Source organism: Proteus sp. PR00208 (genome assembly GCF_016238545.1).
Taxonomy (GTDB): domain Bacteria; phylum Pseudomonadota; class Gammaproteobacteria; order Enterobacterales; family Enterobacteriaceae; genus Proteus.
In genome coordinates, this window is record NZ_JAEHQE010000001.1 from 449,974 (window position 1) to 462,069 (window position 12,096).

The following is a 12,096-nucleotide window of genomic DNA, read 5'->3' on the forward strand; positions in this document are numbered from 1 at the left end:
GTTGCATTTTTTGCTTACTCTATCATCAGTGTATACATCATTTTCACTACGACTAAGAATAGGAATAATGCAAATATTTGGCGAACTCTTGGAATAGGTAGGCGATAAGCAACTTTTACACCGACAGGGGCGAAGAGAATGCTGGTAATGCTTATTCCAATAAAGGCAGGTAAGTAAACAAAGCCTAAATAATAGTCATCAATATTTGTTTGATTCCAACCATAGATAATACCCATGATTGTGCCTATGGAAGCGATGATGACACCAATCATTGAAGAGGTTGCAATACATTTGCGTGTATTAAATCCCCAATGACTTAAAAGAGGAATGGTGATAGTCCCACCAGCAATACCGATAAAGCTGGATATAAAGCCAATTAAAGAGCCACCACTGGTTAACGCTGGTTTTGAAACAACAGGATCTTTCACGTTTTCTATGCGTTCTGCTTCTTTCTTTTTAGTTAATAATCCATAGATGGTATATACCATGAAAATACAGAACACGATTTGCAATATCGTGTTTGACATTTTTTGTACCAAAAATGTCCCAACAAGCATACCAATGATAGTGCCGATGGATAATAGAGGAAATTGCTGCCATAAAATGGCTTTATGTTTGTTATGGGAATACGCTGAAGATGCTGTGGAAAATATAATGACAGAGAACGAGGTAGATAAGGCAATTTTCATCACCATATCTGTTGGGATAGCTTGTTGACTCACTACATACATAACTACCGGAACAATGATTGCACCGCCTCCTATGCCAAGTAGTCCAGCAAAAAAGCCAGTGATACATCCCACTAAAAGAAACAGCAAAATCATATCCATAGTTAATACTCATCAAGGTTTATAACAAATTTATTTATATACATTATATCCTTTTAATAAAGTAGCGTTTTATCTTAATGTATAGATTATGAAATTTAATATATTGATTTTGATGTAAAACTAAAGCCGTTGTTATTTCATTTAATAATAAAGCAGTGCTTCATATACTTTAAAATCAAGTGAAGAAAAAATGCTCTTAAAATTAAGAAAGGAAAAACTGCAAAAATAAAAGGGGAGCTAATAGGATAAAACACACTCATAACCATCGGTAACGTATTGATTTATTTTTTATGCTTTATTGTGTTTTTTCTCATCAATAATCTCATAGATTAATACCAACTTATTGTTTTATATCGAGAACTAAACTTATATAGAGGTTTCTAATATAAAGTGGTATTCTTCTTTCATGTTTTCCCCTATAAAGCATATCGAATATAAAAGGCTGTAAGGACTTACAAATGACGACTATTGAAAAAATTGAACGCCAGATCAATGAAAACCCAATTATTTTATACATGAAAGGTTCACCAAAATTACCAAGTTGTGGTTTTTCTGCTCAGGCAGTTCAAGCTATTTCTGCTTGTGGTGAGCGTTTTGCGTATGTTGATATCTTGCAAAACCCAGATATTCGTGCAGAGCTACCAAAATATGCACACTGGCCAACCTTCCCACAATTATGGGTAGATGGTGAATTAGTCGGTGGATGTGACATTATTTTAGAAATGTATCAGCGCGGTGAATTACAGAAGTTATTAAAAGAGACTGCTGATAAATACCGTGGTGAAGAAGAAGCACAGTAATTAATTTTTATTGTGTCGGTATTGAAACGCATAAAATAATGAGATCTTCGATAAAAAAGCCCGTTCAATGATGAACGGGCTTTTTTCTGTTATTCATAAATGTATCAGCGAAATCATAGTTTCAAGGTGTAGGCAATGGCCATCCACCAAGCTTTTTCCAACGGTTAACTAATTCACAAAAAAGTAATGATGTGCGATTAGTATCGTATAATGCACCGTGCGCTAATTTGCTATCAAAGGGAATGCCAGCAGTGATGCAGGCTTTAGCCAAAATTGTCTGCCCTAATACCAATCCACTTAAAGCCGCTGTATCAAAGGTGGCAAAAGGGTGAAAAGGATTACGTTTTAATCCAGCACGCTCAGCAGCAGCCATCACAAAGCTGTGATCAAAATTTGCATTATGAGCGACAATAATAGCGCGATTACAATCTGCATCCTTCATTCCTTTACGTACCATTTTAAAAATGGCATGAAAGGCTTCATATTCACTGACTGCGCCACGTAAAGGATTAGTTGGATCAATACCTGTAAACTCTAAGGCTGCTGGCTCTAAATTAGCCCCTTCAAAGGGTTCAACATGAAAATGTAATGTGTTATCAGGTTTTAGCCAACCTTGCTCATCCATTTTTAGTGTAATGGCGGCGATTTCAAGTAAACCGTCTGTTTTCGCATTAAATCCACCTGTTTCAACATCAATGACAACAGGGTAGTAACCCCGAAAACGGTTACAAAGCTTATTGGGATTATTTATATCAGGCATTAAGTTGTACTTATCCGATAAAAATAGAATATCGGAAATTGATAATCAGTAAGGCCAGAAAGATACACATGTTATCTTTCTGGTTTTAATAAATATTAGTTACCTAGAGCGTGACTTGCACTTTTGTTTTCGATGAGCTCGATTTTATATCCATCAGGATCTTCAACAAAAGCAATAATTGTTGAGCCACCTTTTACTGGACCCGCATCACGGGTAACATTACCGCCAGCTTGGCGAATGGCTTCACAGGTTGCGGAAACATCATCAACACCTAATGCCACATGCCCAAAAGCGGTTCCCATTTCGTAGCTGTTTACACCCCAGTTATAGGTTAATTCGATAACCGCACCAGTGCTTTCATCACCATAACCAACAAAAGCTAACGAGTATTTATATTCCTCATTCTCGCTAGTGCGTAGAAGTTGCATACCTAAAACCTTGGTATAAAAGTCGATAGAACGTTGTAAATCGCCCACACGGATCATGGTATGAAGTACTCGCATATAAACCTCTTGTGTTTTTCTAATGATTAAACCCTACAGTTAAACTGATGGCGGAGTACTATAACGCGTTAAAGCCCTAAAGTTCAATTTTACTACGCCTTTAACAGTTCAATAAATCATGTTGTGCAGATAATATCTCTATTAACTATACTCTATTGTAACAAACAATAGGGAGGGAAAATCAAATGCAAGAACAATTAGAATTTTTTGATATCCCTAGTCCTTGTATTGGGCGTTGTGAAATGAATGCGCAAGGATATTGCGTTGGGTGCTATCGCAGTCGCCAAGAGCGGTTTAATTGGTCAATAATGAGTCAACAAGAGAAAAGAAATATATTACGACTTTGTCAGCAACGTTATTTAAGAACATTAAAAAAACTGGGTTCTTCAATTGAAAGAGAAAATGATCAACTCAATTTATTTTAAATGTGCTACTTATTTTTTAATATTAAAATAATAATTAACTATCTTTTTAATTCATTATTATTATTTATTGTAGTTATGTGGTTTATTATTTTTTCTTTATTAATATAAAGTTATAACTTTAAAGTGTTGTTGCTCTATTTTTATTTGCAATCAATTGATAAGAATGGTTTTTTTCTTGGTTTTAGTGTTGGATTTAAAATAATAATAATTATTATGTAAAAAAATATAGATTAGTTTTTATAACAAGGTTATTCTTTATGAACTTTCTTTGCTAGAAAGAAAAGCTTTAATTATATCTGGAAAATAATTACTTATCTAATAAATAGGGTTATAACTATATTAGTTATTAAAGGTAATGTTTTAATTAAAAAGAATAGGTAAATATTGTATTAAAAATGAATATCTAAACTTTGTAATAAGTTGACTGAAAATGCTAATTAAGGAGAGATAAGTGGAATCAACATTAGGAGCTGATTTAGCGCGTTTAGTTCGATTGTGGCGTGCTTTAATTGATCATCGTCTCAAACCATTAAAATTAACCCAAACCCACTGGGTTACTTTGTACAATATCAGCCAATTACCTCCAGAGCAGTCACAAATCCAATTGGCAAAAGCAATAGGGATCGAGCAACCGTCTTTAGTGAGAACCTTAGATCAACTGGAAGAAAAAAAGCTGATATGTCGGCATACATGTGCAAATGATCGTAGAGCAAAACGTATAAAATTAACAAAAGAATCTGAGCCTTTTATTAATGAGGTTTATACTGTTATAGAAAAAACGAGACGAGAAATATTAGGTGGTATCCAACTAGACGAAATCGAAAGGCTAATAGGTACAATCCAAAAATTAGAAAAAAATATAAATAGGTTAAATGACTAATAATTTCAAATTTAATATATATTCTATTTAAATAAGATTAATGACATGATGATAACTATACTCTAAATAATTTGATGTTCAGCTAGATAACAAGTGAATGAGTCACTAGGGATATATAAAATATGTCACTGGTGCGAGTAAACGATGTCAACAATACTGAAATTTGAAATATGACGAGTATATAACAAAAATCATTATATAATCCTAATTGTCATAACTAGATTATATATTCGTTCTCTCTTTAGGTTACTTATTATTGAGTCATAAAATAAAACAGGCAACTTTAATGTTGCCTGTTTTTTGTTGTTCATTAGCGAGGAGAAACAGTTAAGTTATTTCCGTTGCCAATAACTGCAACACGTTGACCTTGGCTATAAACAGTATTATCTGCTTTTTGAACGATAGCGACAGTTCTACCACTATCTAAACGAACTTCAATTTGAACACCCTTAGTGGTATTTAAAGCGCCTTGTGCTTGTTGTCCTGCCATACCACCTGCTATTGCACCCGCGGCTGTTGCAAGATTACGACCTGTACCACCCCCCACAGTGTTACCTAGCATACCACCAAGAACGGCACCACCGATAGCGCCTAAAATATTCTCATCGCTACCCGCTTGAATATTTACTGCACGCACAGAAACCACTGTACCATAAGTAATATTTTGAGCTTGTTTTGCTTGGCTTGCGGTATAAGTGTCACCAGATAGTGAATTTGTATTCACACAACCAGTAAGTACAGTCATTGTAAAAAGACCAATAAGTAAATGCTTAAACATAGTCACTCCTAAAGAAAATCTGAGGTAAATTATTCAGATTATACCAATGTTATCTAGTATCAGTTATAGCTCGTTTTTTGCGTATGTCGACACTGATTTTAATAATATATAGCTTACTATATAGTAAAGGCTGATCGTAAAAACAGAAGAGATTTCTGAAAAGAGAGAATATAACATTATATGTTAAAAATTTGCATCATCTTGATTATAAGGAAAAGAACATGATAGCAGGGCGGTACATTGGCGTGATGTCTGGCACAAGCTTAGATGGTGTTGATGTTGTATTAGCTGCAATCAATAATAAGTTCGTAGCACAACAAGAAAATCACTTTCTGCCTTATCCACAAAAACTACGCCAACGAATTTTAGCTGTTTGCCAAGGGCAACCTACTACCTTGCATGAAATCGGCCTATTAGATGCCCAACTGGGCGAACTTTATGCGCAAGCAATTATAGAGTTACTCGCAAAAGTAAAACTTAGCGCGAGTGATATTACGGCGATAGGATGTCATGGACAAACCGTTTGGCATGAGCCAGAAAGTGATATGCCATTTACTATGCAAATTGGTGACAACAACCGTGTTGCTGCACTAACAGGAATTACGACAGTTGGTGATTTTCGTCGCAGAGATATTGCTTATGGCGGACAAGGTGCACCTTTAGTACCCGCTTTTCATCTTGCCGTGTTAGGACACTCTGTTGAAAAACGTGTTATTTTAAATATTGGTGGTATTGCCAATATCTCATTGTTATTACCTGGTATTGCAGTCAAAGGCTACGATACAGGACCCGGAAATATGCTATTAGATAGCTGGAATTGGATCCATAACCAAACACCCTATGATGATAATGGTAAATGGGCTGCTACTGGCACTGTAAACGCAACTTTATTGAAAGATATGCTTTCAGATCCTTATTTTTCGCGTTCAGCACCTAAAAGTACAGGGCGAGAATATTTTAATACACAATGGCTAAATTACCATTTAGCAAGAGTACCGAATGTTTTTCCTGAAGATGTACAAGCCACTTTAGTTGAATTAACCGCGATAAGTATTGTGCAACAGATCCAATTAAACGGTGGATGTGAACGTTTACTCGTTTGTGGTGGTGGGGCGAGAAATGGGCAAATTATGCATCGTTTAGCTTCATTATTACCAGGTACAGAAGTCGCAACAACGGATAAATATGGTTTAAGTGGCGATGATATGGAAGCGTTGGCATTTGCTTGGTTAGCCGCTCGAACTATCGCAAATGAATCAGGGAATTTGCCTTCTGTAACAGGGGCATCAAGAGAAACCGTTTTAGGGGCGATTTACCCTACAAATCCTCGTTAAGCGTGATATGCTGAACGCAGTTTCTCAAAAGAGAGAGTGAAAAATGACAGAACTTGATTTTATTGATGTTGCAGATTTACGCCGTGAATATATGAAAGGCGGATTACGACGTCATGAATTAACAGAAGAGCCATTAGTCTTGTTCGAAAAGTGGCTAAAACAGGCTTGTGAAGCACGTTTAAGCGATCCTACTGCCATGTGTGTCGCCACAGTTGATGAAAATGGACAACCCTATCAACGTATCGTGTTATTAAAACACTTTGATGAAAAAGGGCTCGTGTTCTATACCAATTTGGGTAGCCGCAAAGCCAGTCATTTAGAGCATAATCAAAAAATCAGTCTGTTGTTTCCTTGGTATCCCTTGGAAAGACAAGTTTGCTTTTTAGGTAAAGCAGAGAGGCTCTCTTCACTCGAAGTGATTAAATATTTTCATAGTCGTCCTAAAGATAGTCAAATTGCAGCGTGGGCTTCTCAACAGTCTTCTCGCATTTCCGCAAGAGGCGTATTAGAAAGTAAATTTCTGGAATTAAAACAGAAATTCCAAAATGGAGAAGTGCCATTACCGAGTTTCTGGGGTGGATATCGTGTGACATTTGATTCTGTTGAATTTTGGCAAGGACGAGAAAATCGTCTACACGATCGCTTTATCTACCAAAAATCACCACAAGGATGGGACATTGAGCGATTAGCACCTTAATGCTGTGTTAATAAATTTGCCTCAAAAAGTCTTTTTCTACTGGTACTTAATGTAGTGGCGCTTTATGCTATACCACTTGTGTTTCACTTATATTTTAATAGACAAAAAACAATAAACCGATGGAGTCATTGATGTCTAGCAAGAACCTAATCACACAATTGCAGGAGCGTGGGCTAATCGCTCAGGTCACGGATGAGGCAGCTTTGGTAGAGCGTTTGGAGCAAGGTCCTATCGCTCTCTATTGTGGCTTCGATCCTACCGCTGATAGCCTGCACTTGGGGCATTTGGTTCCTTTGCTGTGTTTAAAACGATTCCAACTAGCCGGGCATAAGCCTGTGGCGTTGGTGGGTGGTGCAACGGGTCTAATTGGTGATCCTAGTTTTAAAGCCACTGAGCGCAAACTGAATACCCAAGATACTGTTCACGAATGGGTAGAAAAAATTCGTAAACAAGTGTCACCTTTCTTAGATTTCAACAGTGGTGAAAACAGTGCGGAATTAGCAAACAACTATGACTGGTTTGGTCAAATGGATGTGCTGACATTCCTGCGTGATATCGGTAAACACTTCTCTGTGAACCAAATGATCAACAAAGAAGCGGTTAAACAACGTTTAAACCGTGACGACGTGGGTATCTCTTTTACTGAATTCGCCTATAACCTATTACAAGCTTATGACTTTGCGTCATTAAATACGCATTTAGGTGTTGAATTACAAATCGGTGGCTCTGATCAGTGGGGTAATATCACTTCAGGTATCGATTTAACCCGTCGTTTCAATCAGAAACAAGTATTTGGTATGACTGTACCATTAATTACTAAATCTGATGGAACTAAATTCGGTAAGACAGAAGGCGGTGCGGTTTGGTTAGATCCTAAGAAAACAAGCCCATACAAATTCTACCAGTTCTGGATCAATACAGCAGATGCTGACGTTTATCGCTTCTTAAAATTCTTCACATTTATGAGCATTGAAGAAATTAATGCACTTGAAGAAGAAGATAAAAATAGCGGTCAAGCGCCTCGTGCTCAACGTGTATTAGCAGAACTAGTTACTGGTTTAGTTCATGGTGAAGAAGGTCTAATCGCTGCTAAACGTATTACAGAAAGCTTATTCTCTGGTGCAATTGCAGACTTAACACAAGCTGACCTTGAACAATTAGCACAAGATGGTATGCCAACAATTGAGTTAGAAAAAGGCAGTGATTTGCAACAAGCACTGGTTAACGCAGAATTAGTTCCTTCTCGCGGTCAGGCTCGTACAATGATTGGCTCTAACGCAGTTTCAATTAATGGCGAAAAACAAGACAATCCTGAATACGTCTTTGAAGAAAAAGATTTCTTATTTGGTCATTATTCTATTTTGCGTCGCGGTAAAAAACATTACTGCCTCGTTATCTGGAAATAATTGACAGTAAAGGGCAGCCGATGAGTTGCCCTTTTTCTTAATAACAATAAATAAACGTATATACCTCGCCTATGATGATAAAGCTTGGGTGTTGTGTGTATTCACAATAATCGGTTTATGTCATGAAAAATATACTCTCTATTCAGTCACATGTTGTTTTCGGTCATGCAGGTAACAGCGCCTCTGAGTTTCCAATGCGTCGTATGGGGGTAAATGTTTGGCCTCTAAATACAGTGCAATTTTCAAATCACACACAATATCCAGAAAAATGGACTGGCTGCGTCATGTCAGCAGAACATATTACTGAGATTGTTGATGGTATTGCCGCAATTGGTAAACTTTCACAATGTGATGCAGTACTAAGTGGTTATTTGGGATCGGCTGAACAAGGTTTGCGCATTGTTGATATCGTTAAAAAAGTAAAACAAGCGAATCCTAACGCATGGTATTTTTGTGATCCTGTAATGGGACATCCTGAAAAAGGGTGTATCGTGCCGCCAGAAGTATCTGGTGTACTGTGTGAAGAAGCGTTACCTATCAGCGATATCATTGCGCCTAATTTGTTAGAACTTGAAACATTAAGTGGTGGCAAAGCCCTTCATAATGTTGATGAGTGTGTCAATGCTGCCCGTGAATTGTGTAAACAAGGTCCAAAGGTTGTATTAGTAAAACACTTATCACGCGCTGGATATCGTCATGATCGTTTTGAAATGCTGCTAGTTACCGCAGAACATAGTTGGCATGTGAGCCGTCCATTAGTTGATTTTGGTGAGCGTCAACCTGTGGGTGTCGGTGATTTAACCAGTGGTTTAATGCTAGTGGATTTACTTAAAGGTGTTGAATTACAAACTGCATTAGAACACGTTGCCGCGGCAGTTTATGAAGTGATGCTAAAAACGAAAGAGATGAATGAGTACGAACTGCAACTCGTTGCTGCTCAAGATCAAATGGTGCATCCAACACACAGATTCTGCGCAACACAGATAGATTAAACCACACAAAATCCTAAGAAAAGAAAAAGCGGATATGAATATTACGTCCGCTTTTTTATTGTATTAAGTTTATTTTTTATTACGTTTTAACTCACTCTTTAATTAACCCTTCAGTGACCAGTGCGCTATGCACATTAGGTCGTTGTGCAATGCGTTTTAGGTAATCTTGCAGATGTGTTAAGTCAGTTAAATCTAAACCCACATGCGGTGCCCATTGGCTTAATGTAAATAAATAGGCATCAATAACCGTAAAATGCTCACCACATGCACATTTTTGCTTGCTTAATACATCATTAATATAAGCAAATTTACTTTTTAATTTAGTTTTAATAACAGGTATATAGCTTTCAGGTGTATCTGGTGAAAATAGAGGGCTATAGCCTTTATGTACTTCACTGGCAAGAAAGTTTAACCACTCAATTTGATGGTAACGTTCTAGCGATTTTGGCGGTGCAATTAAATTCCTATCTGGTTTTAAGTCTGCAAGGTATTGAACAATTGCAACACCTTCAGTCAAAATATCACCATTATCTAATTGAAGAACAGGGACTTGGCCTTTTGGGTTGATGGTTAGAAAATCTTTCCCCGATTCTGTTTTCTTAGCACGTAAGTCGATGCGCTCTATTGAAAAGTCTAAACCGGTTTCACGTAAAACGATATGAGGGGAAAGCGAGCAACTACCTGGCGTGTAGTACAATTTCATATTGAATAGCTCCCTATCAATGAGGTGGTGAATTAACTTACAGATATCAGAATATCTTCACTAATATAAGATGATAAGAGGTTCTAAGAAATTAGCAAACTCAAATGGTGCGAATAAAAAAGGCTTTTGTAAATCTGTGAACAAGGCAGTTAATTGATGAAAATACACGAAAACAAATGCTCCTTATATTAATAGGATATAAGACGTCTTCAATTATGACTCTTCAAAGGAGGGTAAAAAAGAAATATCAAGGTAATAGATTTTTGGATTTCGTTTATCAACATAGACTGTAACAAGCTCTTTATTAATATAAGGTGTGGGATCAAAAAAGATATAACCACTTTTATAACGAATTAATCGATTGTTTAATGTATCATGATAATCAGCAATAATTTGATAGGGAGAACGGTGATTAAAACGAATATGACTATTAATAATAATTTCGGATATTTTTACATTGATAGGCATCCCATCACGTTTTAGTCGTTGATCCCTTGTTGCTCTTCTTCTGATAAAATACAAAGGGATAAGCCCTGTTGATGCAAATACCAATCCAAAAATACTTAATATAGTACCCGCGCCATATAAGCCTAAAAAATTGTTTATTGTTGCTCTTTGTGGATCACTTGGAAGATAAATAACGTTAATCTTTTCACCAAGATAAAAGCGGGATTGATTGCCACCTTCTGGTGAGTGAAACGTTATTTCTCTATTATCTTCCGTATTAAATCTAATAATAGGGTGATAAATACTTCTATCATCCGAAGATTTACTCACACTTTGGTCAATAACAACACCTGTTGTCTCTATTCCATTTCTTACTACATTTAATTCAGATTTAATAACAAACAACGCCACAACAAAAATAATTGCACCAATAAGAGCAAAAATATAAAACAGAAATCTAAATTTCTTCATACATTAAGTCCTTTTATTAATAGGTGATTATTTTATCGCTAGTATAAAAAAGATTATAGGAATAAGCTAAAAAATAGAAGAAAAAAATCAATTAAAAAGTAAGGATAAATAGCAGCATTGTTATAATAAAAAAGCCAGCCTTAACAGTAAGACTGGCTTCTATTTATTTATAGAATAGAATTATTTTAATTCTAATTCATTCATTGCAGCGATGCTGAAACCACCATCTACGTGAATGATTTCACCTGTGATACCACCAGATAAGTCAGAGCATAAGAATGCGGCTGTATTACCCACATCTTCCGTTGTTACAGTACGACGCAGAGGAGTTACTGACTCGCAATGGCTTAACATTTTTCGGAAATCTTTGATACCAGATGCCGCTAATGTACGGATCGGACCTGCTGAGATACCGTTAACACGAATACCTTCAGGACCCATAGCATTTGCCATATAACGAACGTTAGCTTCTAAAGAGGCTTTTGCCAGACCCATAACGTTATAGTTAGGGATTGCACGTTCAGCGCCTAAATAAGTCAGAGTTAATAGAGCTGAATTTGGATTTAGCATTTCACGGCTTGCTTTCGCCATAGCAACGAAGCTGTATGCACTGATGTCGTGAGCAATTTTAAAGCCTTCACGAGTTACGGCATTAACGTAGTCGCCATCTAATTGGTCAGCAGGAGCAAAACCGATAGAGTGAACAAAACCATCGTATTTTGGCCAAACTTTTGCAAGTTCTGCGTACATGGTATCGATGCTTTCGTCTTTTGACACATCACACTCTAATACGATATTTGAGTCTAATGATGCTGCAAATTCTTCAACGCGTGGTTTCAGTTTTTCATTTTGGTAAGTAAATGCAAGTTCTGCACCTTGGTCACGCATAGCTTTGGCAATACCATAAGCAATTGATAATTTACTAGCAACACCAGTAATAAGAATGCGTTTGCCGGTCATAAAGCCCATAGCTGTATCCTTGTTTTTTCGTAAATCGCGATAATAACATCATTCACAGTTTTATTTATCTGTTAGGTTATCACGCTTATTGTTAATAAACGTGGCTGATT

Annotated in this window: 14 protein-coding genes; 7 read left to right on the top strand and 7 right to left on the bottom strand. The window is 36.6% G+C overall.

The annotated features are described in order from the left end of the window. Window positions 1-14 precede the first annotated feature (14 nt). A complete protein-coding gene (locus tag JEP36_RS02100) occupies window positions 15-830 on the bottom strand; it encodes a sulfite exporter TauE/SafE family protein (protein WP_109372413.1) in 816 nt (271 codons plus the stop codon). A 458-nt stretch (window positions 831-1,288) separates the two neighbouring features. On the opposite strand from JEP36_RS02100, the gene JEP36_RS02105 reads away from it, so the two are divergent. Further along, the gene (locus JEP36_RS02105) at window positions 1,289-1,630 is read left to right on the top strand and encodes a Grx4 family monothiol glutaredoxin (protein WP_006537039.1); all 342 of its coding nucleotides are present in this window, start codon (window positions 1,289-1,291) and stop codon (window positions 1,628-1,630) included. Window positions 1,631-1,751: 121 nt separating this feature from the next. Here the strand turns inward: JEP36_RS02105 and rnt are convergent, their stop codons facing one another. Next, window positions 1,752-2,390, bottom strand: coding sequence for a ribonuclease T (gene rnt, locus JEP36_RS02110; protein WP_075673239.1), 639 nt, complete (start codon window positions 2,388-2,390; stop codon window positions 1,752-1,754). A 95-nt stretch (window positions 2,391-2,485) separates the two neighbouring features. Continuing rightward, window positions 2,486-2,893, bottom strand: a complete 408-nt coding sequence (gene gloA / locus JEP36_RS02115; RefSeq protein WP_198619595.1) for a lactoylglutathione lyase — start codon at window positions 2,891-2,893, stop codon at window positions 2,486-2,488. 185 nt (window positions 2,894-3,078) lie between these two features. On the opposite strand from gloA, the gene JEP36_RS02120 reads away from it, so the two are divergent. After that, a complete protein-coding gene (locus tag JEP36_RS02120; protein ID WP_198619594.1) occupies window positions 3,079-3,318 on the top strand; it encodes a DUF1289 domain-containing protein in 240 nt (79 codons plus the stop codon). Between the two features lie 451 nt (window positions 3,319-3,769). Next, window positions 3,770-4,198, top strand: a complete 429-nt coding sequence (slyA, locus tag JEP36_RS02125; RefSeq protein ID WP_196533262.1) for a transcriptional regulator SlyA — start codon at window positions 3,770-3,772, stop codon at window positions 4,196-4,198. 310 nt (window positions 4,199-4,508) lie between these two features. On the opposite strand, the gene JEP36_RS02130 is transcribed toward slyA, so the two are convergent. Then, the gene (locus tag JEP36_RS02130; RefSeq protein ID WP_075672187.1) at window positions 4,509-4,976 is read right to left on the bottom strand and encodes a glycine zipper 2TM domain-containing protein; all 468 of its coding nucleotides are present in this window, start codon (window positions 4,974-4,976) and stop codon (window positions 4,509-4,511) included. Window positions 4,977-5,197: 221 nt separating this feature from the next. Between JEP36_RS02130 and anmK the strand changes: the two genes are divergently transcribed. The 4 genes from anmK to pdxY all read left to right on the top strand — a co-directional run bounded on the left by anmK (window position 5,198) and on the right by pdxY (window position 9,405). Further along, complete coding sequence (anmK, locus tag JEP36_RS02135; RefSeq protein WP_198619593.1) at window positions 5,198-6,310, top strand: anhydro-N-acetylmuramic acid kinase; 1,113 nt, start codon at window positions 5,198-5,200, stop codon at window positions 6,308-6,310. 43 nt (window positions 6,311-6,353) lie between these two features. Then, complete coding sequence (gene pdxH / locus JEP36_RS02140; RefSeq protein ID WP_109372409.1) at window positions 6,354-7,007, top strand: pyridoxamine 5'-phosphate oxidase; 654 nt, start codon at window positions 6,354-6,356, stop codon at window positions 7,005-7,007. A gap of 131 nt (window positions 7,008-7,138) precedes the next feature. Continuing rightward, window positions 7,139-8,413, top strand: coding sequence for a tyrosine--tRNA ligase (tyrS, locus tag JEP36_RS02145; RefSeq protein ID WP_036913193.1), 1,275 nt, complete (start codon window positions 7,139-7,141; stop codon window positions 8,411-8,413). A 122-nt stretch (window positions 8,414-8,535) separates the two neighbouring features. Continuing rightward, window positions 8,536-9,405 carry a pyridoxal kinase PdxY gene (gene pdxY / locus JEP36_RS02150; protein WP_198619592.1) on the top strand — a complete coding sequence of 290 codons (870 nt, stop codon included), beginning with the start codon at window positions 8,536-8,538 and terminating at the stop codon, window positions 9,403-9,405. Window positions 9,406-9,496: 91 nt separating this feature from the next. Here pdxY and gstA read toward each other — a convergent pair whose 3' ends face one another. The 3 genes from gstA to fabI all read right to left on the bottom strand — a co-directional run bounded on the left by gstA (window position 9,497) and on the right by fabI (window position 11,995). Then, the gene (gene gstA / locus JEP36_RS02155) at window positions 9,497-10,108 is read right to left on the bottom strand and encodes a glutathione transferase GstA (RefSeq protein ID WP_198629828.1); all 612 of its coding nucleotides are present in this window, start codon (window positions 10,106-10,108) and stop codon (window positions 9,497-9,499) included. A 213-nt stretch (window positions 10,109-10,321) separates the two neighbouring features. After that, entirely contained in the window at window positions 10,322-11,026 is a 705-nt protein-coding gene (locus JEP36_RS02160; protein ID WP_198629829.1) for a DUF3592 domain-containing protein, read from the bottom strand. Window positions 11,027-11,206: 180 nt separating this feature from the next. Continuing rightward, window positions 11,207-11,995 carry an enoyl-ACP reductase FabI gene (fabI, locus tag JEP36_RS02165; RefSeq protein WP_072067955.1) on the bottom strand — a complete coding sequence of 263 codons (789 nt, stop codon included), beginning with the start codon at window positions 11,993-11,995 and terminating at the stop codon, window positions 11,207-11,209. Between the last annotated feature and the right edge of the window lie 101 nt (window positions 11,996-12,096).

Coding starts and splice junctions, on each gene's coding strand:
- JEP36_RS02100 (WP_109372413.1), bottom strand. CDS start 830: ATGGATATGATTTTGCTGTTTCTTTTAGTGGGATGTATCACTGGCTTT.
- JEP36_RS02105 (WP_006537039.1), top strand. CDS start 1,289: ATGACGACTATTGAAAAAATTGAACGCCAGATCAATGAAAACCCAATT.
- rnt (WP_075673239.1), bottom strand. CDS start 2,390: ATGCCTGATATAAATAATCCCAATAAGCTTTGTAACCGTTTTCGGGGT.
- gloA (WP_198619595.1), bottom strand. CDS start 2,893: ATGCGAGTACTTCATACCATGATCCGTGTGGGCGATTTACAACGTTCT.
- JEP36_RS02120 (WP_198619594.1), top strand. CDS start 3,079: ATGCAAGAACAATTAGAATTTTTTGATATCCCTAGTCCTTGTATTGGG.
- JEP36_RS02130 (WP_075672187.1), bottom strand. CDS start 4,976: ATGTTTAAGCATTTACTTATTGGTCTTTTTACAATGACTGTACTTACT.
- anmK (WP_198619593.1), top strand. CDS start 5,198: ATGATAGCAGGGCGGTACATTGGCGTGATGTCTGGCACAAGCTTAGAT.
- pdxH (WP_109372409.1), top strand. CDS start 6,354: ATGACAGAACTTGATTTTATTGATGTTGCAGATTTACGCCGTGAATAT.
- tyrS (WP_036913193.1), top strand. CDS start 7,139: ATGTCTAGCAAGAACCTAATCACACAATTGCAGGAGCGTGGGCTAATC.
- pdxY (WP_198619592.1), top strand. CDS start 8,536: ATGAAAAATATACTCTCTATTCAGTCACATGTTGTTTTCGGTCATGCA.
- gstA (WP_198629828.1), bottom strand. CDS start 10,108: ATGAAATTGTACTACACGCCAGGTAGTTGCTCGCTTTCCCCTCATATC.
- JEP36_RS02160 (WP_198629829.1), bottom strand. CDS start 11,026: ATGAAGAAATTTAGATTTCTGTTTTATATTTTTGCTCTTATTGGTGCA.
- fabI (WP_072067955.1), bottom strand. CDS start 11,995: ATGGGCTTTATGACCGGCAAACGCATTCTTATTACTGGTGTTGCTAGT.